Source organism: Microcoleus sp. FACHB-68 (assembly GCF_014695715.1).
Taxonomy (GTDB): domain Bacteria; phylum Cyanobacteriota; class Cyanobacteriia; order Cyanobacteriales; family Oscillatoriaceae; genus FACHB-68.
Genome location: NZ_JACJOT010000001.1, coordinates 276,785 through 303,115 on the forward strand (window position 1 = coordinate 276,785; position 26,331 = coordinate 303,115).

19 protein-coding genes are annotated in these 26,331 nt (G+C 46.7%); 11 read left to right on the plus strand and 8 right to left on the minus strand.

The genetic code is table 11. From position 1 onward, the window contains the following. Positions 1 to 398: 398 nt before the first annotated feature. The 3 genes from H6F73_RS01080 to H6F73_RS01090 all read left to right on the plus strand — a co-directional run bounded on the left by H6F73_RS01080 (position 399) and on the right by H6F73_RS01090 (position 3,824). Entirely contained in the window at positions 399 to 1,640 is a 1,242-nt protein-coding gene (locus H6F73_RS01080) for an RNA-guided endonuclease TnpB family protein (protein ID WP_190756977.1), read from the plus strand. A gap of 131 nt (positions 1,641 to 1,771) precedes the next feature. Continuing rightward, positions 1,772 to 2,716: a heme A synthase gene (locus H6F73_RS01085; protein WP_190756978.1), complete on the plus strand. Its 945-nt coding sequence runs from the start codon at positions 1,772 to 1,774 to the stop codon at positions 2,714 to 2,716. Positions 2,717 to 2,840: 124 nt separating this feature from the next. Then, positions 2,841 to 3,824, plus strand: a complete 984-nt coding sequence (locus H6F73_RS01090; protein WP_190756979.1) for a heme o synthase — start codon at positions 2,841 to 2,843, stop codon at positions 3,822 to 3,824. Between the two features lie 186 nt (positions 3,825 to 4,010). Here H6F73_RS01090 and ctpB read toward each other — a convergent pair whose 3' ends face one another. Continuing rightward, positions 4,011 to 5,306 carry a carboxyl-terminal processing protease CtpB gene (ctpB, locus tag H6F73_RS01095; RefSeq protein ID WP_190756980.1) on the minus strand — a complete coding sequence of 432 codons (1,296 nt, stop codon included), beginning with the start codon at positions 5,304 to 5,306 and terminating at the stop codon, positions 4,011 to 4,013. Positions 5,307 to 5,778: 472 nt separating this feature from the next. Between ctpB and H6F73_RS01100 the strand changes: the two genes are divergently transcribed. Both H6F73_RS01100 and H6F73_RS01105 read left to right on the plus strand, forming a co-directional pair. Beyond that, complete coding sequence (locus tag H6F73_RS01100) at positions 5,779 to 6,579, plus strand: hypothetical protein (RefSeq protein ID WP_190756981.1); 801 nt, start codon at positions 5,779 to 5,781, stop codon at positions 6,577 to 6,579. 68 nt (positions 6,580 to 6,647) lie between these two features. Then, positions 6,648 to 7,370 (plus strand): YdcF family protein, encoded by a 723-nt coding sequence (locus tag H6F73_RS01105; protein ID WP_190756982.1) that lies wholly within the window; start codon positions 6,648 to 6,650, stop codon positions 7,368 to 7,370. On the opposite strand, the gene H6F73_RS01110 is transcribed toward H6F73_RS01105, so the two are convergent. Beyond that, positions 7,363 to 9,819, minus strand: coding sequence for a DHH family phosphoesterase (locus tag H6F73_RS01110; RefSeq protein ID WP_190757079.1), 2,457 nt, complete (start codon positions 9,817 to 9,819; stop codon positions 7,363 to 7,365). The genes H6F73_RS01105 and H6F73_RS01110 overlap by 8 nt on opposite strands. A gap of 551 nt (positions 9,820 to 10,370) precedes the next feature. Here H6F73_RS01110 and cbiB point away from each other — a divergent pair. The 4 genes from cbiB to sppA all read left to right on the plus strand — a co-directional run bounded on the left by cbiB (position 10,371) and on the right by sppA (position 14,935). Then, positions 10,371 to 11,333 carry an adenosylcobinamide-phosphate synthase CbiB gene (cbiB, locus tag H6F73_RS01115; RefSeq protein ID WP_190757080.1) on the plus strand — a complete coding sequence of 321 codons (963 nt, stop codon included), beginning with the start codon at positions 10,371 to 10,373 and terminating at the stop codon, positions 11,331 to 11,333. A 9-nt stretch (positions 11,334 to 11,342) separates the two neighbouring features. Next, positions 11,343 to 11,879 (plus strand): bifunctional pyr operon transcriptional regulator/uracil phosphoribosyltransferase PyrR, encoded by a 537-nt coding sequence (gene pyrR, locus H6F73_RS01120; RefSeq protein WP_190756983.1) that lies wholly within the window; start codon positions 11,343 to 11,345, stop codon positions 11,877 to 11,879. Positions 11,880 to 11,967: 88 nt separating this feature from the next. Next, complete coding sequence (gene fni, locus H6F73_RS01125; protein WP_190757081.1) at positions 11,968 to 13,002, plus strand: type 2 isopentenyl-diphosphate Delta-isomerase; 1,035 nt, start codon at positions 11,968 to 11,970, stop codon at positions 13,000 to 13,002. 118 nt (positions 13,003 to 13,120) lie between these two features. After that, a complete protein-coding gene (gene sppA / locus H6F73_RS01130; RefSeq protein WP_190756984.1) occupies positions 13,121 to 14,935 on the plus strand; it encodes a signal peptide peptidase SppA in 1,815 nt (604 codons plus the stop codon). A 117-nt stretch (positions 14,936 to 15,052) separates the two neighbouring features. On the opposite strand, the gene H6F73_RS01135 is transcribed toward sppA, so the two are convergent. The 3 genes from H6F73_RS01135 to H6F73_RS01145 all read right to left on the minus strand — a co-directional run bounded on the left by H6F73_RS01135 (position 15,053) and on the right by H6F73_RS01145 (position 18,101). Then, positions 15,053 to 15,766, minus strand: coding sequence for a GDYXXLXY domain-containing protein (locus tag H6F73_RS01135; protein ID WP_190756985.1), 714 nt, complete (start codon positions 15,764 to 15,766; stop codon positions 15,053 to 15,055). Further along, positions 15,763 to 17,175, minus strand: a complete 1,413-nt coding sequence (locus tag H6F73_RS01140; protein WP_190756986.1) for a DUF2157 domain-containing protein — start codon at positions 17,173 to 17,175, stop codon at positions 15,763 to 15,765. The genes H6F73_RS01135 and H6F73_RS01140 overlap by 4 nt, the downstream gene beginning before the upstream one ends. A gap of 281 nt (positions 17,176 to 17,456) precedes the next feature. Continuing rightward, positions 17,457 to 18,101: a metalloregulator ArsR/SmtB family transcription factor gene (locus H6F73_RS01145; protein ID WP_190756987.1), complete on the minus strand. Its 645-nt coding sequence runs from the start codon at positions 18,099 to 18,101 to the stop codon at positions 17,457 to 17,459. Between the two features lie 648 nt (positions 18,102 to 18,749). On the opposite strand from H6F73_RS01145, the gene H6F73_RS26300 reads away from it, so the two are divergent. Beyond that, positions 18,750 to 22,037: an EAL domain-containing protein gene (locus H6F73_RS26300; RefSeq protein WP_242072293.1), complete on the plus strand. Its 3,288-nt coding sequence runs from the start codon at positions 18,750 to 18,752 to the stop codon at positions 22,035 to 22,037. Between the two features lie 228 nt (positions 22,038 to 22,265). Here the strand turns inward: H6F73_RS26300 and H6F73_RS01155 are convergent, their stop codons facing one another. After that, positions 22,266 to 22,469: a hypothetical protein gene (locus H6F73_RS01155; RefSeq protein ID WP_190756988.1), complete on the minus strand. Its 204-nt coding sequence runs from the start codon at positions 22,467 to 22,469 to the stop codon at positions 22,266 to 22,268. Positions 22,470 to 22,550: 81 nt separating this feature from the next. Continuing rightward, a complete protein-coding gene (locus H6F73_RS01160) occupies positions 22,551 to 22,718 on the minus strand; it encodes a hypothetical protein (protein ID WP_190756989.1) in 168 nt (55 codons plus the stop codon). A gap of 359 nt (positions 22,719 to 23,077) precedes the next feature. On the opposite strand from H6F73_RS01160, the gene H6F73_RS01165 reads away from it, so the two are divergent. After that, positions 23,078 to 23,659 carry a Uma2 family endonuclease gene (locus H6F73_RS01165; RefSeq protein WP_190756990.1) on the plus strand — a complete coding sequence of 194 codons (582 nt, stop codon included), beginning with the start codon at positions 23,078 to 23,080 and terminating at the stop codon, positions 23,657 to 23,659. A 144-nt stretch (positions 23,660 to 23,803) separates the two neighbouring features. Here the strand turns inward: H6F73_RS01165 and H6F73_RS01170 are convergent, their stop codons facing one another. Then, positions 23,804 to 26,323, minus strand: coding sequence for a response regulator (locus tag H6F73_RS01170; protein ID WP_190756991.1), 2,520 nt, complete (start codon positions 26,321 to 26,323; stop codon positions 23,804 to 23,806). Positions 26,324 to 26,331: the final 8 nt, after the last annotated feature.

A 26,331-nucleotide genomic window follows, 5' to 3' on the forward strand; every position in this document is an offset into this window, starting at 1 on the left:
CTCAGTCGCCATCAACTTTTCGCTTCCGCTTACATCCTTACGTTAAAGCAGGTGATGATTCAAATTCGCTGTCGTTGGACACCTTTTGGGATTTCTTTAGAATCATGCCGGCTGGGTGTCTTCAGCAAGACCCACCCCAAATTATAGCGATTTGTTAATATCTATTTAGTTTTTTAAAGGAAAAGTAATATGTGACGGCTGCTGAGAATCGGAAGAAATTCTTAAAGCCTGCCCGAATCGAACTGACGGTATTTAGCAATTAGGCGGGAGGTTCCGCGCTTTGGAAAAGCTGAGCGTCGGCATGAGAGCCACGTTAATTGAGGGGTAAGGGCAACCCAAAAATCAACAGACTCGGTTGCTTCTAACAAAAAATCCAAATCGGTTAGAATGCTCATATTATGTTGAACTTGACCTACAGCTATCGAATTTATCCAAGACTTGACCAAGAAGCTCAAATGCTTGCTTGGTTAGAGCAATGTCGTCGTGTCTACAACTACGCTTTGGCAGAGCGCAAAGATTGGATAAATTCGCGTAAATGTTCGGTCAATGCTTGCAGTATCAAACAGGAATACATCATTCCTGCTGATGCACCCTATCCCGACTACTATAAACAGCAAAACGCACTGACTCTAGCGAAAGAGGGAAATTTAAAACTCAAAGCCGTTCACTCTCAGGTCTTGCAAGATGCGTTGAAGCGACTCGATAAATCGTTCAAGTTCATGCAGGAAAGAGGATTTGGTTTTCCCAGATTTAAAAAATTTGGTCAGTACCGCTCGTTTGTATTCCCGCAGCTCAAGTCCAATCCAGTCAACGGATTTGAAATTAAACTGCCAAAGATTGGAGCCATGCCTATCAACTTGCATCGACCGATTCCAGAAGGATTTGAAGTCAAGCAAGTACGGGTCGTGTTGAAGCCGTCGGGTTGGTATACTCAACTGATTCTGCAAGCGAATGTTTCTGTCCCCGACGTGATGCCACATGGTGAACCCATCGGAATCGATTTGGGACTAGAAAAGTTCTTGGCACTCTCGACGGGTGAATTAGTAGAACGCCCTCGCTTTTTCGGAGATTTGCACAGCAAGCTGCGATGGCTGCAACGTAAATTGAGAAACAAGAAAAAGGGTTCTGCTAACTACCGGAAATTGCAAGCCAAGATTCGGGCACTGCATGAACATATCTACAACATTCGCCGTGAGTTTCATTTTCTAACCGCTCACAAGCTTTGTGATGGTGCAGGAATGATCTTTGCAGAGGATTTAAACCTCAAGATGACGAGCCGTGGGATGTTGGCAAAGCATTGTCTTGATGCTGCATGGGGCAGTTTCCTAGAAATCCTCAAATGGACGGCTTGGAAGCGTGGAGTGTACTTTGCCAAAGTTGATCCGAACGGAACTAGCCAAACTTGTCCTAATTGTGGAACCCATACGGGAAAGAAGGAATTGAGCGTGCGGGTGCATAATTGCGGTGAGTGTGGATATGTCACAGATCGAGATGTTGCCGCCGCACAAGTGGTAATGAAGCGTGGAATTGTAACCGTTGGACAGACGGTGATACTGCCTGTGGAGGAAGGTTACTTAGGAACCCCTATGAAGCAGGAAAACTCTTCTGTGAAGAAGGGAAGCCAACACCGTACCCGATAGGGTCGGTGTCTGGAGGATGTCACAGTAATTGCTAGGATTGACCCTAGCAAAAGTCACGGGTTGATTTAGAAATGAGCAAACGCTTAGGATTCGATTAACCTTGATTTCCAATCAACACTGAGGTATAGCGCATGGCCAACTCTATCCTGCATCAAGACGCAGCCACCTCTACGACACAATCCGGGCCGGCAGAACGCATTCGTCGCCTTGTCTGGAAGCTTGCCATTGCCACCCTGCTTTTAATGGCTGTCGGCAGTGCGACACGGGTGATGAATGCGGGACTTGCCTGCCCCGACTGGCCCCTGTGTTACGGAGAGTTAGTGCCGGCGGCACAAATGAATTTTCAAGTGTTTCTAGAGTGGTTTCACCGGCTTGATGCTGCCGCGATCGGCTTCGGTGCCATAGGGTTGGCCGGCTTATCCTGGTGGGATCGGCGAGTTCTCCCCGCTTGGCTTCCCTGGGCATCCACCTTCGCCCTCGCCTTAATTATTTTCCAGGGCGTTTTGGGGGGACTGACGGTAACAGAACTTCTCCGGTTCGACATCGTCACCGCTCACCTAGGATGTGCCCTCCTGTTTTTCACCACCCTACTCGCAATCGGCGTATCCTTAATGCCCTACCGCGCAATTGGCACAGTTGGGAAATTGCCGTGGGTGGGTTTGAGCGCTGCAATTCTGGTATATTTGCAAAGCATTTTAGGCGGATTGGTTGGCTCTCAATGGGCTTTGCACCAGTGCTTGGGTGCCGGCCAATTGTGTTTAGTGATGAATAGCCACATTGCCGGTGTGGTGCCGGCCAGCCTTGCTACACTGGCTCTAGTGTTTATAGCTTGGCGGACGCCGGCACTGCACCCCACCCTGCGCCAGCTAGCCAATTGGGCCGGTGGTTTGTTAGTATGGCAAATCGCTTTGGGCGTCGCTACCTTCCGCTTACACCTCCAGGTAGAACCGCTCACCGTCGCTCACCAAGCTACAGGTGCCGCCTTGCTAGGAGTGCTGGTTGCGTTCACGGCTTTGGCTTTGCGCGATCGCGCAGAAATTTTTGAGTTTTATGAACGCAGATCAGAAGCGTCTTGAGTTGTGAATTTAATTATCAGCTATCAGCCCAATGGAATTTTAGATTTTAGATTTTAAAGGTTAGATTGAGCGAAAATCCAAAATCGGAAACTTGGATGGCTGATGGCTGGAAGGAAAGGAATCCATGCAAGAAATCATTGGGACAAATGTCGAGCGCCATCATCAGAACTTTTTACAAGTCATTCAAAGTTACTATCAGCTAACAAAGCCTCGAATTATTCTGCTGCTGCTGATCACCACAGCGGCGGGAATGTGGGTAGCCGCTAAAGGACAAGTCGATCCCCTGCTATTATTGGTGACGATATCCGGCGGGGCTTTGTCGGCTGCCTCTGCGAATACGATCAATTGTCTCTACGACAGCGACATCGACTATATCATGGAGCGCACGCGCTGGCGTCCCATTCCTTCCGGGCGGATCAAGCCTCGGGATGCGCTGTTATTTGCGATTGTTTTGGCAAGTCTTTCTTTCACGTTGCTCACCGTTTTTGCCAATTTATTAGCGGCGCTGTTGGCAATGTCTGGGATCGTGTTTTATGTCTTGATTTACACTCATTGGCTGAAACGTCACAGCACGCAAAATATTGTGATTGGCGGTGCTGCCGGCGCGATTCCGCCTTTGGTGGGTTGGGCGGCGGTGACAGGTGATCTTGGCTGGGGGGCTTGGGTGCTGTTCCTGATCATTTTCCTGTGGACGCCGCCTCATTTCTGGGCTTTAGCCATGATGATTCGCGATGACTATGCGGCGGTGAATGTGCCCATGCTGCCGGTGGTTGAGGGGGATGAAACAACGGCGCGTCAGATTTGGTTGTATACGCTGTTATTGCTGCCGGCGACACTGCTGCTGGTTTATCCGCTTCATGCGGCGGGTGTGGTTTATGCCGGCATTGCAATATTTCTGGGAGCGATTTTTGCGAAGAAGGCTTGGCAGTTATCGCACAATGCTGGGGATCGGGATGTTGCGCGATCCTTGTTTAAGTTTTCTATCCTCTACCTGATGCTTTTATGTGCCGGCTTGGTAGTGGATAGTTTGCCGGTGACGCATCAGTTTACCACTGCGTTTGCTGAGCATATCCAAATGATTGTGAGCTTGGTGCCGGCGCTGCAATAACCGACATTCATCTAAAACATAAAAGGCAAAAGCTCGGATTTATTCCTTAACTTTTGCCTTTTTATTTTTTGACAGGTGAATGCAATCACACTTTTTTGATTTCCTCCATAAAAATGCGACCACACCGGCACTCATCCGACGCAATCGCATAATTTTTTATGGCTTTTGCCTTTTTACCTTAATTTTCTACTGAGCAGCAACCGGCTTATTGGGAAGTTGAGCTTGCAAGACAGCGACCGCACGAGTATAGATCGGATCGTCTTTCGAGCCAATCGCAGTTGGATTAGTCGCCAGCTTTTGCTTTTGAGCGTCGCTGATCTCAACTTTAATATCTGGGGTAATGCCTTTGTGGCTGATATCCGTTCCATTCGGCGTGTAGTAGTGAGCGATCGTCACAGCCAAACCCGAACCATCCGACAGGGAATGAACCGACTGCACTAACGCCTTACCGAACGTTTGATCCCCAATAATCGTGGCGCGTCCATTATCTTTCAGCGCACCCGATAAAATTTCACTCGCACTCGCAGAATTACCATCCACCAAAACTGCTAGCGGCAAATTCGTCAAAGCCGTGCGATTGGCGCTCATTTCCTCGTTGTGTCCTACACGGTCCACAGTGCGAACAATTGAACCCTTCTCCATCCACATCCGAGCAATATCAATACTCGCATACAGCAACCCACCTGGATTTCCTCGCAGATCCAGCACAAAAGCATCCGCCTTTTGAGCGCTGAGATTTTCAATCGCCCGGTGCATTTGCTCTGCCGCATGGCTGCTAAACTCTTGCAAACGGATATACCCTACCCGCTTGTTGCCTTCCTGTTTCATGCTGTAACGTACCGTTGGCAGTTCAATCCGAGCTCGCGTCATGCTCACATCAAACACACCCCGGCCTTCCCGCGAAACTTGCAGCGTTACCTCAGTCCCCACCTGACCCCGGATCAGCTTGGCCGCTTCTTCTACGCTCATGCCTTGGGTGGTTTTGCCATCAATTGCCAAAATCTTATCGGCGACTTGAAGGCCGGCTCTCACTGCTGGCGAATTCTCAATCGGTTCTACAACTGCAATCGCCTTGGTTTTCTCATCCAATTCTAGCCGTAAACCAACCCCAGACAGTTCTCCAGAGGTTTGGCTTGTCAGCGCTTCATATTGCTCCGGGTCCATAAACCGGGTGTAGGGGTCTTGCAACTGCTCTAGCGCTGCCCTCAAGGCTTCATAAGCCTGTTCGCGAGATGTATAGTTTTTGTTTAGCAGTTCTTGCCGGGTTTTCTGCCAATCAACTTGATTAAACGTGCCATCAACATAGTCACGGTTAACAATTTGCCACGCTTCATCTAAAACCGTTTTTGGGCTATCCTGTAGTGCGGCACGCACAGAGCTATTCAGACCAGGAACAAATAAAGATAAAGTAGCAGTTGCAGCGAGCGCCCCACCAAATAGGCCGGCTTGGGGCAATAGGAAGCGTTTTGGGGATAAATTCATTTTGTGTTGGCTAAAACGAGTTGAGTATCACAACTAATAAGCCGCTGTTACAGCGAGATGCATTAGAAATTGCGTCAGGGAAGAAGTGAGGCATCCCGATCAAGCTGAGCGGGAACAGACGCAACTAGCGGTCGCATTTAGCTTGATTTAGAGAAACAGCGGCAAAACAGCGGGCAGTCAGTGCATTCCCCGGATACGTTACTCCTGAAACTCTTAGTTTCAAGATACCCAGGCCGCGCCAAAAAATAACGCAATTCTGTGACAGTTTTCAAGATTGTCCCAATTATTTTTTTAAAAAGGGCTTTAGTCACTAGGGGTTCGATGCCGGTGCTACACACTTTCTGTTAATCTAACCGCCAATCAGTCTGTAAATTTATAAAGTCAAACCCAAACTCCATCAAAACTTACTCGTTCTAGTGTAGCTAAAATAGCCTTTAACAGGATGTCTTCACAGGAGAAAGCTGGATGTGCCGTGGAACTAAGCTCTAAAAACCTCTCTTTCAAAAAGTGGCAACTGCTGGCGAATGTGGCAATTGTCGCCGCCGCCTTGGCTGGGGTGATTGCTCTGCAGTGGACTCAACTGAATCGCACTCAACAAAAAGCCGCAAATCCCAAACAGGCTGAACAAGAAGAAGCGCTGCGGCTACAAATGCTCAAACGCTTACCAACCTTTGGTTTTGATAATTTAATTGCTGATTGGGCATTCATTAACTTTCTGCAATATTTTGGTGACGATGAGGCGCGTGCTCAAACCGGCTATTCCCTGAGTGCTGACTATTTTGACCTGATTACCCTACGTGATCCCCGATTTGCTGAGGTTTATCCCTATCTTTCTACCAGCGTTTCCTTCTATCTCGGCAAACCAAAGCTGGCTGTCCAGTATATGAACCGGGGCACTAACGTTCTCTCCCCTCAGATTAATTCCACTGCCTTTCTCGTGTGGCGATTTAAAGGACTTGATCAACTGCTGTTGATAGGCGACATTCCAGGGGCGATTCACTCTCACGAAAAGGCGGCTGAGTGGGCAGAGGGAACTTCTTACAGTCCTGTGGCACCGTTGTACCGGAACACCGCAGAGTTTCTCAGACAAGATCCCGACAGCATCGAGGTGAGGTTTCGATCTTGGGCTGAGGTTTACTCCCAAGCAGTAGATAAAAGAGTTCAAGAGCGAGCTAAACAAGAAATTTACAAACTTGGCGGTCAAATCAAACGCAATGATCAAGGAGAAATTTACTTTATTCCTCCCAAAAAGAAGCCTTCTAAGTCGAAATGATATTTTTTTGCTTTATTGCTGCAAAATTTTCGAGCAGGGACTGATGTCCTCTCAGTAATTAAGCGAAAATGAATCCAAAAAACAGAGGCAAGCTGAATCAAGCACGAGGCTATGGGGAAAACTTGGCTTCCCGAAAGGTTTTGCGTTTCATTTTCTGGGCTTTACTGTTGTGCCTGGTGACATTAAGCGTGATCACCGGCACGTGGTTGTATAACAATAACATCGCTCTTCAAGTAGCAAAAACCGGCCCGGTGGATGCCACGCTTGTTTTGGGAGGAAGTATTCACCGAGAAATCTATGCGGCTGAACTAACCAAACTCAATCCCCAAATGCCGGTTTTAATTTCTCAAGGATCGCGAGATCCCTGTACTTGGTTAATCTTTCAACAAGCCAAGTCTCCCATAGAGCAGGTATTTTTAGAAAAGTGTGCTCACTCTACGTTTGACAACTTTTATTTTTCCCTCCCCATCCTGCAGCAATGGCAGGTTCATAAAGTTAAAGTCATCACCTCTATCACTCATCTACCAAGAGCAAAATGGCTGGCGCAGATCATGTTAGGTGCTCACGGAATTTGGGTAGAGTTTGATCTCGTGAATGAAAAAGGCATTCCGGGAAATCGGGAGTCATGGCTCAAAACCGGCTTAGATGTGACTCGCGGCGGAATTTGGGCAGTTATCAGTCACTACAGGCAACCAAAATGCTCAGCAGTTAAGTTGCTAACCTCTGTAGATATGCAAAAGTGGAATCGTCAGGGTTTTAAATGTGAGTATCAGGGGCGTCTAATTAAGTAGGCGATTGTTGAAGCAGTTGGGTATTGGGATCTAAGTTATCACCGGCAAGGGAATTGGCAATGGCTTGAACGGTGGAAACCGGCACTTCATAGAAATACTGCCGGCGGAATTGTTCTTCTTGAACAGCAGCCAGAAATTGCTCAATCGCACCGGAAATTTTGGCATCAGTAACGGCTGCGGAAGCTTGAGGATGCCAGGAAATTCGCAAGTTTTGCGCCAGGTAAATAACTTCAAAATTAATTTTTGCTAAGGTTTCTAATCCCAAATGTAAGGTATAATCGCTCAAACTTAATTTCTCGCACAGTTGACGCCGGCTGACTAACTGATCCGTGCGACTGAGATATTTAGCAACTCCGACCAATTGTTGCCAAATTTGAATGGGTGACAGCGTTTGTGGGGGTGGGTAAGCAAGTGCAAGTGCCGGCATTTCTCCATGATTGTTTTGTTGCCGATACATCGCCTGTCGAAACCATACTTGCAATTCATCCCAGCTTGTTGGGCACTGGGATATGGGTAAAACTTCTGTATTAGAAAGTTGAGAACTTGTTGCATCCCGCCAGTCCAAAATCTGGAGAAGCATTCCGCCGGTATCCTGAATAGTGCTAGCTTCACAGGATTGCACCGCCAGCAACCGCACTTCATAGCGATTTTTATAAGTATTGTAATCAAGTTCAACAATTGCATTACACCGGCCTTGAGGAACTTCTTCTTTGTAATGTCCCCACCAGATGCCTGGAAATCCAACATTTGTTGAGTTATCCCAAATTTCAAACTCGGTTTTAATATACTGAACTTTTCGCCCTTTTAAATCTTGATTGTTGCGGTGCCAAGTTTTTTCAAACCAGCAGTTTTGAATCAACAATTTTGGGGCAGGATTTCCCATGCCGCAAGGTTCTAGAAGTTTCAGTTCACGAAACAGCGGTTGCCCTAAATCTGCCACCGGCACCACTAAATCTGCCTGTACCACCGGCACCCCTAATGTTGCCATCTGTTCCCGTAACTGCCGGTTTATGGCTTCTATAAATAAGGGAATATTCCCCACCGGCAAGCTTAATCCTGCTGCAAATGGATGACCCCCAAATCGGTGCAAAAGATGCGCTTGAGCTTTCACCAATTGGTACAAATCGATTTGATTAACAGAACGAGCAGAACCCCGCGCCAGGGGGAGTGCTGAGTCCTGAGTGCTGAGTTCTGAGTCGGAGTTGTCGCTGTTCGCCTTCTCCCCCTCTCCCTCTCCCTCTCCCTCCATTCCTACTGAACTCAACAGGACAGTGGGACGCCCGTATTCTTGCGCCACTTGACCGGCAACTAAACCTAGCACCCCTGCTGCCCATTGCTCATCCACTAAGACGATGACACTGGTTGTAGAGAGATCCATTTGCTCTAACCGCAGTTTCACTTGCTGAGTCACTTCTTTTTGCAAAGATTGCCGGCGGGTATTGGCTAATTCTGTTTCCATTGCCAAGTGCTCACAGCGTTGCTGGTTTTGGCTGGTGAGCAATTCTACGCAAAATGAAGCGTCTCCGTGAATGCGGCTGACGGCATTAATTCGCGGGCCAAGACCAAAGGAAATATCTGTGGGACGATCGCCGCTGCGCTTGCATAATTCCAGCAGTTTAGCAACTCCTGGCCGAGTTCGTTCTGTTAGCTGCTTTTGCAGGCGTTGAATTCCCTGCTGTGCTAAATACCGGCAATCCCCGGAAAGCTGCACCAGATCCGCGATCAGACCGATGGCAACTAAATCAAGTAAGTTTTCTAAGGACTGTTGAGGAACTGCCGGCAATGTTAAATAAAGGGCTTCTACTAATTTATAAGCAACTGCCACACCTGAAAGATGTTCCATCGGATGGCCGGCAGGCAGATAGCGGGGGTTGATAATGGCGACTACCGGCGGACGATCTGCCGGCAATGTGTGGTGATCGGTAATAATTACATCGATTCCCAGTTGGTTCGCATACTCAATTTCTGCTAAATTTGTGCTGCCAGTGTCGCAGGTAACAATTAATTGAGTTCCCGATTCGGCGAGGGTGTTAATTCCTTGAATATTGAGTCCGTGAGATTCAGTTAGCCGGTTGGGAATGTAGTAGGTTAGCCGGTCATTTTGGGAAAAAAACTGGCCGAGTCCATCCCACAAAACTGCGGTTGCGGTGACGCCATCTGCATCAAAGTCTCCCCAAATCGTGACTTTTTCGCCATTATTTCTGGCTTGTTGCAATCGTTCAACCGCCGAGTGCATTTCTTGATCGAATTCAAAGGGACTTGCCGGTTGAAAGGCTTGCGGATTTAAAAAGCCCGCTAGCTGTTTGGGATCTCGAATTCCCCGCTGCCACAGCAGTTGGGCGGCATAGTGGCCGGCTGATTCCGGGACATGGCGTCTGATTTCTTGAAGTAACCAGGCGGGTGGTTGTGCCGGTGGCTGTACTTGCCACTGTTGAGTTTGTTCAGGCATTTGTCTCGTTAAGCCCCACTGTTGAATCTTCTCGGTGCCGGTGCCGGTTTGATTATTGTAGTGTGCGGCTGTGCTAGGCTGCATTATCTCCTGCCTAAGAACCTCCGCGAAAATGATTCTAAAGCCGGCATTTCAATTTAGTTTCCTTCTTAATGTAGTTTGTCTAGATAAGCATAAAAAGCTTTTTTTATCTTGATGAGCAAGGGCTTAATCATGCAAATCTATTTGTCTTACTGCTTTAAACTAGGCTAATTAATTGAGATAAATCTATTTTTTAACAACCAAAAACCTTTATGAAATTGTATTTAATAAGAAGAGCTAATCTTAAATTTAACTTGTTTGTTATCTGTAAATTAAATAAATAGGAAAACGAGATTTTGCCGAGAAAATCATATCTGATGCCGGCAGCCGATTCTCTTAATAGCGGGGTTGCTGACTGCAGCAAGAAGTGTAAAAATCATAAATTCTAAAATTTTACAAGTATTGTGACTCTTTTGAAATTTGACGTTTCAGACTTCAGCCTTTTTTCTAGCTTCTTGAGTGCGCCTCAGTTGCCTTTTACGGCTGCGGTTTTGCCACCGGCAGCCATCTTAGATTATCTCATCGGCGATCCGTGGGGGTGGCCCCATCCTGTGCGGGTGATGGGCTGGATGATTCAGCGTTATACTCAAATCGCCTTAAAAATCTGTCAGACACCCCTGATGCGCCGGCTGGCTGGGGTAATCTTAGCCGTCGGTTTAATCATCGGCACGGCTGTTGTAAGTTGGTTAATCATTGCCGGCGCTCATCGGCTGCACCCCCTTGTCGGGATAATATTAGAAAGTATTCTTCTCGCCAGTTGTTTTGCCGGTCGCAGTTTAAGAGCAGCCGCCGAAGACGTTTTGCAACCCCTAACTGCCGGCGATCTCCCCAAAGCGCGGGAACGCTTGAGTTATTACGTGGGAAGGGATACACAAAATTTATCCGAACCAGAAATTCTCCGCGCCATCTTGGAAACCGTCAGCGAAAATGCTGTAGATGGCGTCATGGCTCCGCTATTTTATGCCATCGTGGGAACAGTGATATCCGCACCGGCTGCTGTACCTTTCGCCTTGGCTTACAAAGCCGCCAGTACCCTTGATTCAATGGTGGGGTATAAAGAAGAACCTTACACGCATTTAGGATGGTTTAGTGCACGCCTGGAAGATGTACTGACGTGGCTACCCTGCCGGCTAACGGTACTCACCCTCGGACTCATTTCTGGCAAACCCCGCTATATTTGGAAAATGTGTCGGCAGGATGCAACAAAAGATCCCAGTCCGAATTCAGGCTGGAGTGAGTGCGCCTATGCGGCAGTTTTAGGCGTTCAACTCGGAGGAATCAACTACTATCGGGGAGTTGCCAAACCAAAACCATTATTAGGGTTGCCGGTTCACCCCATCACCCCAAAAACCATTCACCAAGCTTTAAAATTAACCCGTTATTGTTTTTTAATTTGGTTAATCCTTGCCCTCGCAGCCTCATTTAAAATCTAAAATTTCCCTATGCCTTCCAACATTGTCGAGATTCTTACAGCAGACGAACTGCGCCGCACTGTGACTCGCTTAGCTTCCCAAATCGTCGAAAAGTCTGGACATCCTTCCCAACTGGTGTTAATGGGAATTTATACCAGAGGCGTTTATCTTGCCCAACTGCTGGCACGTCAAATTCAAGCACTCGAACAAGTCTCCGTGCCGGTGGGTGCATTAGATATTACGTTTTACCGAGATGACTTAGATCAAATTGGCATGAGGACGCCAGCGAAAACAGAAATTCCCTTCGATCTCACCGGCAAGACTGTGGTATTGGTGGATGATGTGATTTATAAAGGCCGCACCGTGCGAGCTGCTTTAAATGCAGTGAGTGAATATGGTAGGCCGGCAGCGATTTGGTTTGCGGTATTAGTAGATCGCGGTCATCGTGAATTGCCGATTCAGCCAGACTTCACCGGCAAAAAACTCCCCACTGCCAAGGAAGAACAAGTTAAAGTTTATCTGCAAGAGATGGATGGACGGGACGGCGTGGAACTCATTCGATATTAGATTAGGCGATACTAATTAAAATCCAGAATCTAGGCATCTAATGAGTGACTTAACCATCGAAAACATAGAATCCCCAATTCCAAATCTGATGAATGTGCCGGCAGAAACTCAAAATCGCAAGGCAGATCACCTGCGGATCTGTTTAGAGGAAGACGTACAATTTCACCAAACAACCGGACTGGAACGTTACCGTTTCACTCACTGTTGTTTACCAGAACTTGACCGCAGTGAAATTGATTTAACAACCACATTTCTGGGTAAACAACTGAGTGCGCCGCTACTGATTTCTTCCATGACCGGCGGCACAGAGTTGGCAAAAACCATTAATTATCGCTTAGCTGAGGTCGCTCAGCATTATAACATTGCAATGGGCGTGGGTTCTCAGCGGGTGGCGGTGGAAAATCCCCAAGTAGCAGATACGTTTGCCGTGCGATCGCTTGCCCCGGATATTCTTCTGTTTGCCAATTTAGGCGCAGTACAACTTAATTACACCTACGGCATTGATGAATGCCGGCGTGTCATCGACTTATTAGAGGCAGATGCGCTAATTCTGCACATCAATCCCCTGCAAGAGTGCGTTCAAAGTCAAGGCGATACGAACTTTAGAGGCTTACTTGACAAAATCAATGAATTGTGCGCTGATTTATCAATTCCTGTAATTGCCAAGGAAGTTGGGAACGGCATCTCAGCAGCAATGGCCAGGAAACTCATGGAAGCCGGTGTTTCTGCCATTGACGTTGCCGGTGCCGGCGGGACATCTTGGGCGAAGGTAGAAGGGGAACGCGCCACAGATGCCAAACAGCGCCGGTTAGGCAACACCTTTGCTGACTGGGGGTTGCCAACGGCTGAGTGCATCACCGGCATTCGAGCGATTACCCCAGACATCCCCTTGATCGCCTCTGGAGGATTGCGTAACGGGTTAGAAGTCGCCAAAGCGATCGCACTCGGTGCAGATTTAGCCGGTTTAGCATGGCCTTTCCTACAGGCAGCAGCCGAATCAGAAAACGCCCTTTACAGCCTTGTAGATATCTTAATCGCAGAAATTACCACCGTACTTTTTTGCACCGGCAACGCCACCTTATTCGATTTGAAACACTCTGGGGCTTTGCAGCGATTAGGATAGAAAGGTAATAGCGAATGGCGCAAGGAGAAATAAGAATTGAGAATTGAAAATTTTCTGAATTCTTAATTTTCTCCCATCTCCCACACTCACCTTTCACTTCAAACCTCACACCTCAATAATGCGCGATTTCCTCAAGTACACCTTTGCGAGTTTATTAGGAAGCCTCCTAGGACTTGTGCTGCTCTCCAGTTTGGGGATCGGGGGACTGATATTTTTAATCATCGCCGCCGCCTCCCAAGACTCCGGGCCAAAAATCGAAGACAAATCCGTGTTAGTTTTCGACTTATCTACAGAGATTAGAGATACCAAACCCGGTTCCTCCACCAGCCAAGCCATTCAACAAGCACTTTCTGATGAAGAAAGCGACGCGCTTACCCTGCGTACCGTTCTCGACGGTTTAGATCAAGCAACCAAGGACAAACGCATCGTCGCGCTTTATTTGCAAGGCAGCAGCACCGGCAATAGCAACGGCTTAGCCACCCTCAAAGAAGTGCGAGAAGCCTTAGAAAAATTTCGCGCTGCCGGTAAACAAATTATTGCCTATGACGACGACTGGACAGAAGGCGAATACTACCTCGCCTCCGTGGCTAATAAAGTTGTCGTCAATCCCCTCGGCACAATGGAACTCAACGGGTTTAGTTCCCAAACCATGTTCCTAACGGGTGCCTTAAATAAATACGGCGTTGGCGTGCAAGTGGTGCGGGTTGGCAAATATAAAGCGGCTGTTGAACCAGTTGAGCGCACCCAGATGAGTCCAGAAAACAAACAGCAAACGCAAAAATTCTTGAACGACTTTTGGGGCGAGTTTCGCACGAGTGTCGGTAAAAACCGGCAATTAACGCCAAACCAAATACAAACCCTTGCCGACACCCAAGGCTTATTCATGCCAAAGGAAGCCCAACAACGTAAACTTGTTGATAAAGTTGCTTACTTTGATGAAGTCGTCGCAGAACTCAAGGAACTGGGTAGCGCAGACAAAGAAGACAAAACCTTTCGTCAAATTAACCTAACGACCTACGCGAAAGCAAACGAAACCCGTAAAGAACTCACAAACACCTCTAAAAATACCATTGCCATCGTCTACGCTGAAGGTGAGATCGTCGATGGACAAGGCGGAGTTAGAGAAGTTGGCGGCGATCGCTTAGCAAAACAATTGCGGCAGTTGCGACTTGATAAAGATGTCAAAGCCGTTGTGCTGCGGGTAAACAGTCCCGGTGGCAGCGCCACAGCATCCGAAGTCATTCAGCGAGAAGTCAAACTCACCGGCAAAGAAAAGCCGGTTGTCGTTTCTATGGGGAACGTTGCTGCCTCTGGTGGCTACTGGATTTCAACCGATGCCGACAAGATTTTTGCCGAACCGACAACGATCACCGGCTCAATCGGCGTATTTGGAATGCTGCTAAATGTTCAAGAACTTGCTAATAACAATGGCATCACTTGGGATGTTGTAAAAACCGCACGCTATGCTGATGCTAAAACTAACGCCCGTCCTAAAACCGAACAAGAACTCGCGGTTTATCGCAAGATGGTGCAGCAAGTTTACGATCAATTTCTCACTAAAGTAGCCGAGTCGCGGAAAATCCCCAAACAAACCGTTAATGAAATTGCTCAAGGGCGCGTTTGGTCAGGTTTAGAAGCGAAAAGAATTGGCTTAGTCGATCAAATGGGTGGCATCCAAGATGCGATTACTGAGGCGGCTAAACTTGCCAAGCTAGAAGATAACTGGCAAGTGGAAGAGTATCCTAAAACTCGCACTTTTGAACAGCGCATTGTGCAAAAACTGATTGGCGCTCAGGTTTTCTCGCCGGCAGTCAAGCCCGATCCACTCACTCTAGAATGGAAGAAACTCCAGCAAGAACTAGCCATTTTCACCAGCCTCAACGATCCTCGCGGCATTTACGCTCGTTTACCATACAACTTTCGCATTGACTAATTTGAGGGACTAGGGACTAGGGGCTAGGGAAGAATTAAGAGGCGGAGAAATCCCCCATGCCCCATGCCCCATCCCCAATGCCCCCTGCCCAATCCCCCATGCCCCATCCCCAATGCCCTAAAACCGATAATTCCGTTCCCGCACCCAAAGGCTCACCGGCACGGCATGACCTTGAGCGTTGACCTTAACTTCAACCACAAAAGGTTGCGCTTGTCTAGTTTGTCCCGGTTGCCTTGCCTGAGCTTGATTAATGTCATTGTTAATCTGCTCCCTTTGGTCTTCCGGCATAAAATACTGTTCCAAGCCGTACTGAATTCCGCCGCTATATTTCCCTTTGAGTGCTACCTGATTGGCCGGCAACTGATTTGGAAGTTCCTGACTGACGCGCATCGGCTTCCAAGGTTGGGGGCGTCCGGAAGTTGCAGCCGTTTTGGGTGCCTCTAAAATTACATAAAGCTCGGTTTCTGGGTTTAGATATTTCTCTGGCTTGCAAGTGCTTTTAGCAGGGGGTTTAACCGTCGGGCAAGTTGTTGTACCACCCGGTAAATCGTTCCAGCCGGGAAGAGTTTTCAGATTACTTTGATTGGAAATGTCGTAGCTAAGCGTTTGATAGTAACCGCGCAAAAGATCGTAGGGATCAACCGGCGCAGTTTGCAAAATTACAGTGGTGCCGGTGAGGTGAGTGTAAACTGCTTGAGCCGGCACAGAACCAATTATCACAGTTTGTAATAGTAAGGGAACCCACAGCCGCCAACCACGTAACGGCTTTTTCGGTGCCTCCCAACTGGTCATTTGCTGATTTTCAACGTTTTCATCGAAGTTAGAAGTCATTGGGAATTCTCCTGAGAAGGCGTTAACACAGAAGAGTAGCGCTCAAACAAAAGTCCGGCAGCAATTACCCCTATCCCGCATAAGAAGAAGACAAATGCTTTAAATAATAAGCCGGTCTCGTACTCTAGCAGCCGGCTCACAATTTGCAGCGCCAATAGCGTAATCCCACCCCAGAAAGTTGGACGATTTCCGAGTGCGAGTCCTTCCCGAATCAAGCCGCCGGCTAAAAGAAACAGCAGCACATTAAACAGAAATATTGCTAGCTCAGAAATCGGGCTGAAACTGTTATGAAATAAAGGAATTAAGGCACTGATCGCAATAAAACAGGCAATAACATTAGTCGTCAGATCCACTCCTCGGCGAGTCGGGTGGTTTCTACCTTGACGCCCTAAGCGAAGCCATTGCCAGACAATCAAAGCACCTAAAAGCGCAACATCCAGCAGGGAACTCCAACCCATCAGCGTTTGGGCATCAACCGGCTGTCTCGGCGAAGACTGCCAAAGCCACTGAAAGGCTAATATATAAAACGTAATAGCGAGGCACAGCAGGGCTAAATTGCGAGCAAGCGGCTGAAATAGTTTGCGATGTATATGAGGCCAAAGCGTGTCATCATAACCCCATAACAGAGCTGGCGGCATCGCACACATGAGGGCGGTCATTAAAGCCGGTGCCCCACTCGACCCTTGAGCGAGAGACGTTTCTAGGGAAAAAACCACTAAAATCGCAGCTAAGGCAAAAATCGCGCGAGACCGGCACCAATAAGCAAGTGGCACAAACAGCAAGCTAGCAACCACCGGCATATGTTGCACCAGCAGCGCCAGCCAAGAAGACTCTTTCGCTCCCCAAGTGAACACGCCTAGCCAATAACCACACCCAATTAACAGAATCGCTAAGACGCCTAAGGAAGTCAAACGCAGGCTGTAAGCCATTGCCAGCACGCCCAGCCCCCAAGCTAAATACAACCCATAGGGGGAACCGCCAATGTGGAACATCTGAGCCATCAGGGCCATATTCGCGCCCAGAATGATTGCCCCTAAAAGCAATAATGCCTGACCTAGCCGCTGCTTGCCTCCGTTTTCCTTTCGTTGTGCCGCAGAGGTTGGAGGAGTTCGCCACAGATAGAAGCCGGCTGCATTCACCCCAATAAATAAACTCAGCAGCAGCATAACTCTCACCTCTCGCGACCAGGCTTGCCAGTTGGCCGCCACAAAGGTGATGACGGCTAAGCCTAAAAGAATTCCTCCTAAGCCAATGACAATTGCAATAAAGCGATTGCGAGCGGAAGTTTCAAGGCTATCAAATTGATAGCGTTCTGATATTTGCTGATACAACTCGGCATTAATTAATCCCTCAGCTTGCCACTGTTCTGTTTCGTGGCGTAGCTGGTGACGAAACTTATCTGAAACCATCTCGAATGGCCTCGTCTCTTTCTAAAGATTTGGTCTGTAATCTACGTTCTAACTTCGCATGAATTATCTTACTAGCGGCTAAAGTTGTGACACCCGTTTCACTGGCACCCTGATGCGGCTTGAGAGTTTAAGTTTTTAAACAATAGTTTCAGGGAATAGCAGCCATTTTGTAAAAGCGTCCAAATTTGATTTGGACAAGGGTTTTTTCTAGACTGCTGCCGGCGAAGACAAATTTTAAAAAGGAAACGTAAAAACTTATTTACTTTTATTGCGGTTTCTTTTTACGTTTCACTCATCACTCTATAAGCGCACCGGCGATCACCCTGCATAATATGTTCAATTCGTTCAATGCTGACTGCCGGCCCTAACAAGGTTTTAAAAACCTCTAGTTCAGATTGGCACAACATCTGACACGTGCGGGCGGCTGCATTGATGGGACAGTGATTTTCCACTAAAAGCAAGCTGTGATCCGGCTGTTCGATTACTTCCGCCATGTAGCCTTCTTGGCTGCGACACTGGGCGAGTACAACAACTCGCTGCCGCCAATCACTGCTGCCGGCTACTTCCGCCAAGCGAGGGGTGTAGCTTTGTACTTGCCGGTTGGTGCGTTCTGCTAGCAGTTTTTCCAAACCTGCCGCTCCAAAAACTGTCTCAACGCCCCTCAGTAGGTCAACCATCAAGTCTGCATGGCTATCGGGAAAGAAATTGCCAGAACGCTCGGTCAACTGCCACAACTTCACAGGCCGGCCTTGGGGACGCCGTTCTTCTCGGTAAGTCACCCATCCCTCGGCTTGCAGCGTTTGTAAATGCTGGCGTATTGCCATCGGAGAAACCTGCAATTGTTCCGCTAAGGTTGCGGCAGTTTGCGCTCCGTGCATTTTCAATCGATGCAAAATTTGATTTTTCGCTTTTTGTTTATCCTCCATAATTAACAGAAGTTTAAGAAACCACTCTTTAACCTTAACTTGCCCGACTCACGATAGTTGCGGATTTTTTTAAGATATGCTAAGTTAACTCAACTAAAATCGCGCATTCTGTACTTCCAGCTTAACTTCAAAGACTCTTAATTATAGAGCTTTAGCGCTTTATAAAGCAGTACAAAAGCAAAACAAAATGGAAGTAAGAACCCTTTTAGCTAACTTGAAATGAAAAAACTTGTTGCTTCCGGGTGCACTGAGTCAGTGATATAAGGGTAGGAGAAAAAAGAGAGTAATGCGCTAAATGCCGGCAAAAAATGCAGCGCATTGCAGCCGGCGCTTGGGGAATAAAATCTAAAAGAAAACCCAAATTAGCAAGATTTTACGAGAGCTTTTTGGCTTCAAGGCATCCAAACTTCAACTCTAGTACGTTCTGACACAATTGACAGCAACAAAACTTTTCCTGATGACCTTTTCTTTGTTATGGGTGCAGATGAGAATCGAGGGTAGACTCAAAAGATAGGTGTAATCGTGTGACCCCGTCCCTTTAAGGGTGCGTCGGTCTGGTAAAGGTGTCCTTGAACTTTAGCCGGCAGCGCGGTTATCTAGTAGATGAAGTTCCAGAGCCAATCATGGGCCGAACCACAGGAATCAAGCATGGGTGGCAAGAGCTTTTTAGGACGCTTACATAGATTGATTGTTGCCTATTGTGCACTGGGGATTTTGGCCACCGGCGCAGTGATTGCTGTTGTAAGTATTTTGCCTCTATACCAACATCTCAAACAAGACGAACACAAAAATTTGCTCATTGCCGTCAGAAGTAAAGCTGTAGCCGTTGAAGACTATGTTGAGCAAACAAAAGATACTGCTTTGCGAATCGCCAGGGAAACTCAACTTCGTGAGAACCTAGAGGCTTACAACCGGCAGAAGCTCAGCTTAAATGCCTTACAAAACCTCAGTACGCCAAAACTGCGAGAAGCGCTCAAAACATCCCCAGACGTGGCAGGCATCAGCCGGCTTGATCGAACCGGCAAGCAAGTGGTGAGTGTGGGATTGCCAATTCCCGCAGAATTTTGGCCCGTCCCGGCTGCCGGTTCTCAAACAGTTAGGGTTCACGCTCCAGTCATTCTAAGCGGGACTGCCTATTTAGCTGTCGGTGTTCCAATTTTGAATGAATTATCACAGCGAGCCGGCACAGACATTGTTGTGTTCAAGCTTGACCGTTTACAGCAGCAAATTTTATCAAACAACACGGGGTTCGGTGAAGCCGGCCAAACAGTCATCGGAAGGCTTCATCCCGATGGAGTCGAGGTGTTTTTCTCCTTGAGAAACCCCAAAAACACTGACTCTTCCCCACAGATAGTAGAGGCAAATTTTAAAAATAATATTGTGGGAATTTGGAGTTGCTGGCTAATTCCAACCTGCCCAGATATACAAAACTCTAAAAATTTATTGATTCAAGATCGCTCATCCTTAATTTTTTCCAAAACTTCTGCGGTGGCGCAAGCTTTAGAAAAAGCGGTTCATCAAGATACCGGCCTGTTCATTTCTCACCTAGGCAAAGAGCCGCAGGTCATCGCCTACAGCCCTATTCAAGGCAGCGATTGGGGTTTAGCGGTGATTATGCCTTCTGGCCAACTATATGCGCCGGCTAACCGCCAGATTGTTTCCCTCGGCAGTGCGCTCGTTCTGTTGATTTTGGCCGGCACCACCGGCACAATCCTATGCCTGCGTCCGCTTGCCAACGCAACCATTCTTCACGCCGGCGACTTAGAGCGACTTGTGCGGCAAAAAACATTACCCTTGCCAGCCAATCGTCAAAGCACTTTGGCACAAGCCGCTTTACCCTCCAGGCAGCGGTATCGCTTCACAGATGCCGGTGGCGCTGAGGCTGTGTGGGAGTGGAATTTAGAAACAAACGAGCTTGATTTTTCTTCCCAGTGGAAAGCCTTGCTGGGTTATGAAGAAAGCGAAATTGGCACTCATCCAGATGAATGGTTCAAGCGGGTGCATCCAGACGAGATGGAGCGAGTTAAGGCAGAGATTACCGTTCATTTAGCCGGTCTCACCGCTTATTTTTACAACGAACATCGCATCTTACATCAAGACGGCAACTACCGATGGGTGCGAGCGCAGGGAATGGCCATTCGGAATGCTGCCGGCAAGGCATTTGCAATGGCTGGTGCGATTAGCGACATGACCGAACGCAAGACCCTTGAGCAAGAGAATCTGCGTTTGGCGGCGTTTCCCAGAAATGACCCGAATCCTGTTCTGGCATCCGATGGGGAAGGCAACTTAATTTACCTCAATCCAGCCGCACGGCGCGTGCTGGACAAGCTGAATCTCGACAAACCAGCGGGTTTTTTGCCGGCAAACCACCGCCAGCTCGTGCGTAGCTGTCTGGACACTAACCAAAGCGAGCGGCACATTGAAGTGAAAGTTCAAGAGCGCATCTACTCTTGGAGTTATCATCCCCTGGCCCAGCTCAATGTTGTACATCTGTATGCACTTGATATTACAGAGCGCCAGTGGGCTGAGGAGCAATTATTGCAAGCGGCATGGCACGACGAACTCACAGGGCTGCCGAACCGAACCCTCTTTATCCACCGGCTAGAACAGGCAGTGGCGCGGGCGAAACAGAGCCAAGATGGTTTATTTGCCGTGCTGTTTCTGGATCTTGATCGCTTCAAGGTGGTTAACGACAGTTTGGGGCATATGTTGGGAGATCAGTTTCTGATAGCGATCGCGCGGCGAATAGAAGCGTGCTTGCGTCGCGGTGATGTGGTCGCCAGACTGGGAGGAGATGAGTTTACCATTTTGCTGGCTACGATCCGTGACTTAAATGATGCCACCAGTTTTGCCGAACGCATTCAACAACAACTGATGCTGCCGGTTAATTTGAACGGACATGATGTGTTTACCACCGGCAGTATTGGGATTGCGATCGGCTCATATCACCAAAAGCCCGGACTTGATGAAGTCAATGGACGCCCTTACGAGCAACCCGAATACTTTCTACGCGATGCCGATCTCGCCATGTATCGTGCGAAGGCTTTGGGTAAGGCGCGGTATGTGGTATTTGACTCTGCCATGCACAAACACGCCTTGGCTCTATTGGAGTTAGAAAATGACTTGCGACGAGCCGTTCAAAGTGAAAAATTACAGGTTAAAAGTGAAGGAAAAGAAATTCCAGTCTCTTCTTTTTTATGTGAATTTCTATTACATTACCAGCCAATTGTTGCTCTGGATACAGGCAGAATTGCTGGCTTCGAGGCGCTGGTGCGCTGGCAGCACCCAGAGCGAGGTCTGATTTCACCGGCAGAATTTATTCCGGTGGCCGAAGAAACGGGTTTGATTGTTCCTTTGGGGGCGTGGGTGCTCCTAGAAGCGTGCCGGCAGTTGCGTCACTGGCAAGAACTGTTTCCCTCCGCACGCGACTTGACAATGACAGTTAATCTTTCGGGTAAACAGCTCTCGCAACCCAATTTATTAGGGCAAATCGATGAAATTTTGCAACAAACCGGCATCAATCCTCTTTGTTTAAAGCTGGAGATTACTGAAAGTGTGCTGATGGAAAATGCCGCAGCAGCGGCTGAGGTGCTGGAGCAGCTAAGAAATCGAAATATTGGATTGTGTATTGATGACTTCGGCACCGGCTATTCTTCTTTGAGTTATTTGCATCGCTTTCCGATTAATACCTTAAAGATTGATCGCTCTTTTGTCAGTGAGATGGCCGGCGATGACGAAAACTCAGAAATTGTGCGGGCCATTGTTATGCTGGCGCATAATTTGGGAATGTATGTGGTAGCAGAAGGCGTGGAAACCGAGAAGCAACTGGTGCAACTCTGGGCACTGCAATGTGAATACGGGCAGGGCTATTTTTTTTCTAAGCCGTTACCGAGTGAAGCGGCTGAGGCGTTAATGGTATCTGAGCCACAGTGGTAAGCTAATAATTTTTGAATTTGCAAAATTGTGGCGCAAGCATCCTCGCCGGCTTCTAAAAGTCAACTAAAGAATGATTTGCTGAAATACTGTAAGGATCGAAAAAATGATGAGTGACAAGCATTTTTTTTGCCACTCATCAGTTATTGCTTTTCAAGAAGTTGAATCGATTTCGTCTGGAACAGATTGAAGGATGAGAGTTTTATCTTAAAGGTCTGGATATTGGCCGGCTTAAGTGTGCCGAACCACGTCTCGGCGGCAGTCTTTACTACCCGGACGATCGCAATCAGGCTCTGTCGGGTGAACGACTAACAGCAAATTTTGAGACGCATCAAAGCGTTGCTGTTGCGTTGAACTCCGCTCTATTCCTTGAAAATTAACAGCCAAACCTAAAAAGAGTGGACATAACACAACAACTGGGAGAAAATAAGACATAAGGGGTGTCCTGTGTCAGAGCTTCCACTTCTTGATTCAGCACCCCGCCTATGCCATCAGGAAAAAAATTGTTGATTATACTTAAGCTCGTCTTCCACCGCTTTTAGGTCGGTCATTTCCTTGCTCGACTCCAACATGGCCGGCATACGCTTGATCTAAGCCGGTTGAGTTGTATTGAATTTCCAGAAGGTTGACGGCAAAGCCGGTGATTAACAAACTTGACAAGAGGATACAGGCGTTAACGCGCATAAGAGATTTCCCACTCAATGCTTCCTCTTTCTAATACCGGCTCTCAGGTTTGCCATCCGGATAAATTAAATAAAGCTATTGCTTCATATTTCTTTACAAATAGACGCTTCATGACATAGCGCCAGAAACCCATCTAATTCAAGATCGAGTAAAATTGGATTGGAAGTTATTGGTAAAAATAGAACATTTCCATGTTGGAGCCGATGAAATCATAATTGACGCAAAAAGCTTGGAAACTTAGGCATAAAAGCTCGGAATTTCGACTTTTTCAACAAGTTTTTTAGCAAGCAAGAAAAAACTATGTTCTCGTCCCAACCGTTAAAGACACCAATTTTAGCAGTAAATTAATTAGATACGTTATGCAAACTCAAACACGCTACTACACCCCAGAAGAATATTTAGCACTTGAAGAGAAGGCTGAATATAAAAATGAATACCGAGATGGAGAAATTATCCCGATGACAGGTGGAACAACTAATCATAATAAGATTGCCGGCAACTTTTATGCAAACTTGAAGTTTGCTTTAAGAGGACAGAACTACGATACTTATATTGGTGATGTGCGCTTGTGGATACCTCGTTATCGTCAGTACACCTATCCTGACGTGATGGTAATCCAGGGAGAACCCATCTATACGGGAACCAATACAACGACTGTAACCAATCCTTTGCTAATTGTTGAAGTCTTATCTAAATCTACTAAAAATTATGATTTAGGAGATAAGTTTATTTACTATCGCTCAATTCCTGAATTTAAGGAATATATTTTAATTGATCAAACGAAATATCATGTCATGCAGCACAATCAAACGAATGATGGCAAATGGATCTTAACTGACTATGAATCTGAAACCGCAGTTTTAGAATTAAATTCTTTGAAATTTCAAATTAATTTGCATGACATTTATGAAAAAGTCAATTTTGCAGATGGTGAAGATTAAACTCTGATAAAATTATTAGGTATATCAAAAATAAGGCTGACAGCCTTATTTCACAAATATTTAGACTAATCGGCAGGTTTTGTAAAAACCTGAAAATTAACTTTAGTAAAAAAACAATTAAGCGAATCACCGTTATTAGGAATTTCAAGATGTGATTAGCACGGCAATTGCATCGAGTAACTGTGCCGGCTCCCAAGGTTTAGTGAAATAAGCCGTCGCACCTAAACTCATGGCTTGTTGCCGGAGGGAATCACTTTCACGGGAGGTTAAAATGGCAACCGGCAAGTTCCTGGTGTTAGGATGAGCGCGAATTTCTGCCAGTAAGGCGAACCCATCTAAACGAGGCATTTCAATATCTGAAATCACTAAATCAAAACTCTCACCTAACTGGTGAAGTTGTTCCAAAGCCTCTTTTCCGTTGCGGCACTGCACCACTTGATATCCCGCTTCACTTAGCAATTTATCTAAAGCTCGGCACACGGTTATCGAATCATCTACAATTAAAACCGAAGGGTTTATCGTTTGAGAATATAAAAGATTATCTTGATTTTTTATTTTAAATTTTTCATAATTGTTAGAGCCGATTAAATTGTCAGTAAGTCTTGCTTGTTTCGCCTGGTTCATTAACTCATTTAACTGATTGGGCGACAACACCGGCACAACTTCGCCGGTTCCGAGTACCGTGCAGCCGGCAATATAAATCGGCACCGGCACCGTTGAATCAAACGGTTTCAAAACCAGTTCTCGCTCTCCTAAAAGTGCGTCTACTGCCACCACAACCGGCTCACCGCATACATCCAGAACGATTCCTAATTTAGATGACAAAGCAGGTGCTGCCGGCAGTAAATCTACGCGCCGGTAGGGAAGTAATTCGATTAACGAAAATAGCGGTACGGATCGATCATGCCAATGAATCATCCCGCTTTCATCTGCTTCTAAAAGAAGAGATGGTAAAGCATTAAAATGATCTTTAGTCGGTGCCGTACTTTCCGATAAGCTAATAACCTCTAAAACATCAATTGATGGAATCGCTAGCGTTTGTTGCCCACACCGGCAAAGTAATAAAGTCAAAATACTTAAAGTCAAAGGAATCGTTATCGTAAATTTTGTGCCTTGACTTACAGCAGTTTCAACCTGTACCGATCCCCGCAGATGCCCAACCTGATGTCGAACAATATCTAAACCCACGCCCCACCCTGATAGATCGCTCACCGTTGCTGCCGTTGAGAATCCAGGTGCAAATAGAAACTCAAGAATTTCACCACTCGTCAAAGCCGGCTCTTGATCGCCAAATTCTAAATCAAGAGGTGAAATTAGCCCCATTTCTACTGCCCGCTGATATACTTTTTGAGAATCAATTCCGTGCCCATCATCAGCGAGGGAAATAAGAACATGACTGCCTTGAATTGCAGCTGACAAAGTGATTTTAGCCATCGGCAATTTGCCTTTAGCTTTTCGTTCTGCCGGCAGCTCAATGCCGTAGACAAAAGCATTACGAAATAGCTGTGTTAAAGGTGCTTGCAATTGTTGCAAAACTGCCTGATCCACCAACGTTTCTTGACCTTCAACTACCAATTCCACAGACTTGTGATATTGCTGTCTCAGCATTTGCAAAGAAGCCTTAAACCGCTCTGCCAGCAGCCCAAAAGGAACCAAACGCGACTCGGTTAAATCTTCATGTAACCGTTCGATAGAGGTGTGTAGCTGCTCCAGAGTTTCCTGCAGTTCATGGGCAATCAAATCCACATCAGCTCTGGTTTCACGCACCTGCACGAGCAGTTCTTGAAACCCTCGTATCTGAGTAGGCGTTTGAAAATTAAAAGCCGCTGATTGAGAAGTTAAATTAATTTCTTCATCCTCTAAGTTTAATTCTTCCTGGTTTATTCGCTTCGATGAATGCTGATCTAAGAAAGCCCTTGTTTGCTCAGAAATAGGAGTAAGTTTTTGAAAATGTTGTTTAAGCTTTCGACTTGCTTGATCCAGTTGTTGCTGATAGACAGTCAACTGTTCATAATTAATAAATAACTCGCCAACCGTGTTGCACATTCGATCCAGTCGCGCCACCGGCATCCGCAAATTTAAACTAGGTGTTCCAGTTAAATTGCTATCATTGACAACCAAATATTTCAAAAATCGCTCTGGAATTTCTGGTGAGGACGTGGAAGTTGAGGGTTGCAAAATTTCTTCCTCTCTTTCCCGTTGTGCCGGCATCTCCCCAAGAAATTCCTCTCTCATCTGTCGGATGTGTGCAACCGCAGTCATTCCCAACTCATTGAGTGGGATCTTCTGCTCTTTTAGCGCCTGCTCAAGTAATTCAGCCGTGTCTTTCAACCAAACTAAGTTCAACACTTTTCCTAACAGAAGACATTCTTGTACTAAGCTCGTGAGTGACTCCTTAATTTCTTCGGAAACGCATTTGCTCGTTTCTTGAAAATTGTGTTTTAAATTCAGCAGTTTGTCAACGTTTTGTAGAGACTCTTCTAAGTCAACCAAGAGCGCAATTTTTGCAAAATCCGTTTGTAAGTATCTGTCTGTAGCGTTAAAATCAAGACTTTTTTCTTGATTTCTTAATAGAAATCTTGCTGCTTTTTTCCGTTCTTTATTGTCTGTAGAGTTATTAATTGATGAAATTTGAGAATTAAAAATTGCTTTTGCAGGTTCCATTGTTAACG